Source organism: Winogradskyella sp., assembly GCF_025210595.1.
Lineage (GTDB): Bacteria > Bacteroidota > Bacteroidia > Flavobacteriales > Flavobacteriaceae > Winogradskyella.
Map to the genome: position 1 here is coordinate 1 of NZ_JAOARH010000071.1, position 3,583 is coordinate 3,583.

Below are 3,583 nucleotides of genomic sequence, written 5' to 3' on the forward strand. Positions count from 1 at the left end.
CTTTGAATTTGGTATAATTAAAACCGTATTGGGCTTAAAATTAGACTTTGCATCAGGATTTAACGCTAAAATATCGAAAGGTGTTACCAAATAAGTTTTAGCAACACTCTCAATGGTTTCACCTTCCTTTATTTTGTGCTCAACATAATTTTGAGCACTTAAATTAAGACTTAATGCAATTAATATGATGGTTAAAAATTTCTTCATAGATATTGTTTTAGCTAATCTAAATTTAGGAAACAAAATTAGCTAATAAGTCACTATTTTATTCCCACTCTATCGTTGCTGGTGGTTTAGAACTGATATCATAAACAACTCTATTAACACCTTTTACTTTATTTATAATTTCATTTGAGGTTTTTTGCAAAAACTCATATGGTAAATTTACCCAGTCTGCTGTCATTCCATCTGTACTTTCTACTGCTCTTAGTGCTACACATTTTTCGTAAGTACGCTCATCTCCCATTACACCAACACTATTTACAGGTAACAACATTGCTCCTGCTTGCCATACTTTATCGTATAAATTCCAAGAACGTAGGTTATTTATAAAAATAGCATCTACCTCTTGTAATATACGCACTTTTTCTCTAGTTAGATCTCCTAATATTCTAATAGCCAATCCTGGTCCTGGAAATGGATGACGACCTAACAAGTGCGAATCCATATTCATGGACGCACCAACACGTCTTACCTCATCTTTAAATAACGCTTTAAGTGGCTCTACGACTTTTAGTTTCATAAAATCTGGTAAACCACCTACGTTATGATGACTTTTTATAGTTGCACTTGGTCCTCCTGTTGCCGAAACACTTTCAATAACGTCTGGATATATGGTACCTTGTGCTAACCATTTTACATCTTGTATTAAATGTGCTTCATCATCAAAAACTTCAATAAATACACGACCTATGGTTTTTCTTTTCTTTTCTGGGTCACTCTCACCAGCTAAGGCATCCAAAAAGCGTGCCGAAGCATCTACACCTTTAACGTTTAATCCCATGCCTTCGTATTGATGCAGTACATCTTCGAACTCATTTTTACGAAGTAATCCATTATTTACAAAGATGCAATAGAGGTTTTTACCAATAGCTTTATGCAACAACATTGCTGCTACTGAAGAATCTACTCCACCTGATAAACCAAGAACTACTTTATCATCCCCAAGCTTTTCTTTAAGTGCTTCTACAGTCTCTTCTACAAAGGCATTTGGTGTCCAATCTTGCTCAACTTCGGCAATTTTAACTAAGAAATTTTGTAAAAGTTGATGACCATCTGTTGAATGGTATACTTCAGGATGAAACTGTATCGCATAAGTAGTTTCTCCTTCTATTTTATAAGCTGCATTTTCTACATCGTGTGTACTCGCTAATAAAACACCATTGGTTGGAAGCTTCTTAATAGTATCACTATGACTCATCCATACTTGACTATCTTCATGTATGTTTTCAAAAAAGTCTTCACCTTCTTTTATAAAAGCCAATTTAGCTCTACCATATTCTCTAGTGTTAGATTCTGCTACTTCTCCTCCTGAAAAATGGGCTAAATATTGCGCTCCGTAACACACGGCTAACAAGGGTTTTTTGCCACGAATTTCAGATAGGTCTGGATGAAGCACATCTTCTCCTCTTACTGAGTTTGGACTACCAGATAATATAACAGCTTTAAAGCTATCTGAATTTGATGGAATTTTGTTGAATGGGTGAATTTCGCAGTAAATGTTTAACTCTCTTACACGTCTTGCAATTAGCTGCGTGTACTGCGATCCGAAATCTAAAATTAATACTTTGTTATGTTGCATGTGCAAAAATAACAATTGCGTTTAGATTTACGATTTACGACTTATGATTTTTTGATTAGTTTTTAACAGTATCTAAACATCTAAATAGTAAGTATTAAAAACTCCCCTTTTAGTGGTTCTAAAGATGCAATTAACTGAGGTATTAATTGGTCACCAAATTCCAAATACAATTCAGAAAAATTAGTGTTTCGTTCTTGTAAACTCTGATTAGGAAACAATTGTTCTTGTAACTCTGTACAACGCTCTATTTGATCTTTTAGTTTTCGCTTTTGTGCTTTAAGTAGTCTCTTCTCAAGATGTTTTATGCCTTTAATTTGTTTCACTTCCTGAGATTTCACAGCACCTAAAAACGATGCATCTGTTTGCTCAACAAGTAAATGCAATTCTTTAAATTGCTGCTCTAAATGCTGTATTTGCTTAGAAAAATCAATATTGATATTAGATATTTGTCGTACTTTTTTATTTATAAACGTGTTTCTATCTAAAAATAAATCTTGATTAGAAATGTCTAATTTTTCTAGCTTACCAGCTTGTTTTTCAGTTTTTACTAAAACCGAATTTCTTAATAATAATATCGGAAACGTAACCCGTTGGGCTTCAAAATTAGATTTTAACTGCAACCAATAAATCATTTCGCCTCCACCACCAATATAACAAAGGTTGGGCAAAATAACTTCCTGATATAATGGCCTCATAATTACGTTTGGCGAAAAACGTTCTGGATCTTCTTTGAGATGGTTTAATAATTCATCTTTAGTCCAAGATAATTCTGTTTCTAAAACCTTAAATCTATCATCTTCAAAAACTATGCGTTCTCTTAAATCATCATTAATATAAAACAAATTAATCTCTCTAGGATTTACCTGAATTTTCAGATCTAATTCTTCAAGTGTTTTATTAGTTTCAGATACATTTTTATAGGCAGATTGTTCTATAAGTTCTTTTTCTATATATGGAATCAACAATCGCTTTAAATCACTATCATCAGCGTCTAAAATTACCAAGCCATATTCACCAAACAGAGCATTTGCCAAATAGCGTGTTGCATCTGCTAAGCTAGTGTGTTCTAAGTAGGCAACTTTGAACCAATGCTTTAATTGTTCTGCAAATTTTCCGTGTCCGAATTCAGCAGAAATCACATCAAAAACAGCATCTAATCCATCAGTATTAAAACGCCCTACAGCACCTTTTTGATTAGAATTCCATTGAACTTTCTTTCCTTTAAAATTGAAGTAATTTATTTCTTCAAAATCATGATCTTCAGATGCCATCCAGTATACTGGCACAAAATTATATTCTGGATACGCTTCCTTTAATTTCTTGGTTAAATTAATGGTTGACACAATTTTATACAGAAAGTATAATGGCCCTGAAAATAAATTAAGTTGATGACCAGTGGTAATTGTAAATGTGTTTTTGTTCTTTAGGCTTTCAATATTATTTAATGTTAATTCTGAAGCTTCAATATTAGAATATTGTTTCAATAACACTTCGTTTAAAACTTTTCTATGAGATTCTGAAACAAGTTTAGAGCTTTGCTTTTCTTCAATCTGAGCTTTAAAATTTTCAATTGATGGAAAACGATGATAAAGTGCTTTTAATTCTGGCTTTTCATCTAAATAATTGCAAATAAAATCAGAAAAATAATTAGTTGCTCTAAAAGAAATACAGTCCGTTGGCATATAAAAATGTTATGAAGGCATAAATATACGGCAAGTGGTAATTTTAACTGCTAATTTTAAGTTAATTCAAAAGTTGTTTTAGTTGTGTAATTGTTTAAGC

Annotated in this window: 3 protein-coding genes; all 3 read right to left on the bottom strand. The window is 32.4% G+C overall.

Features of this window, described 5'->3' with window-relative positions:
* A partial coding sequence (locus N4A42_RS07515; protein WP_294072186.1) for a LysM domain-containing protein occupies nt 1-207 on the bottom strand: 207 nt, incomplete at its 3' end.
* A gap of 58 nt (nt 208-265) precedes the next feature.
* On the bottom strand, nt 266-1,801 hold the full coding sequence (guaA, locus tag N4A42_RS07520; RefSeq protein WP_294072188.1) for a glutamine-hydrolyzing GMP synthase: 1,536 nt from the start codon (nt 1,799-1,801) through the stop codon (nt 266-268).
* 80 nt (nt 1,802-1,881) lie between these two features.
* Nucleotides 1,882-3,483: a bacillithiol biosynthesis cysteine-adding enzyme BshC gene (gene bshC, locus N4A42_RS07525; protein ID WP_294072193.1), complete on the bottom strand. Its 1,602-nt coding sequence runs from the start codon at nt 3,481-3,483 to the stop codon at nt 1,882-1,884.
* Nucleotides 3,484-3,583: the final 100 nt, after the last annotated feature.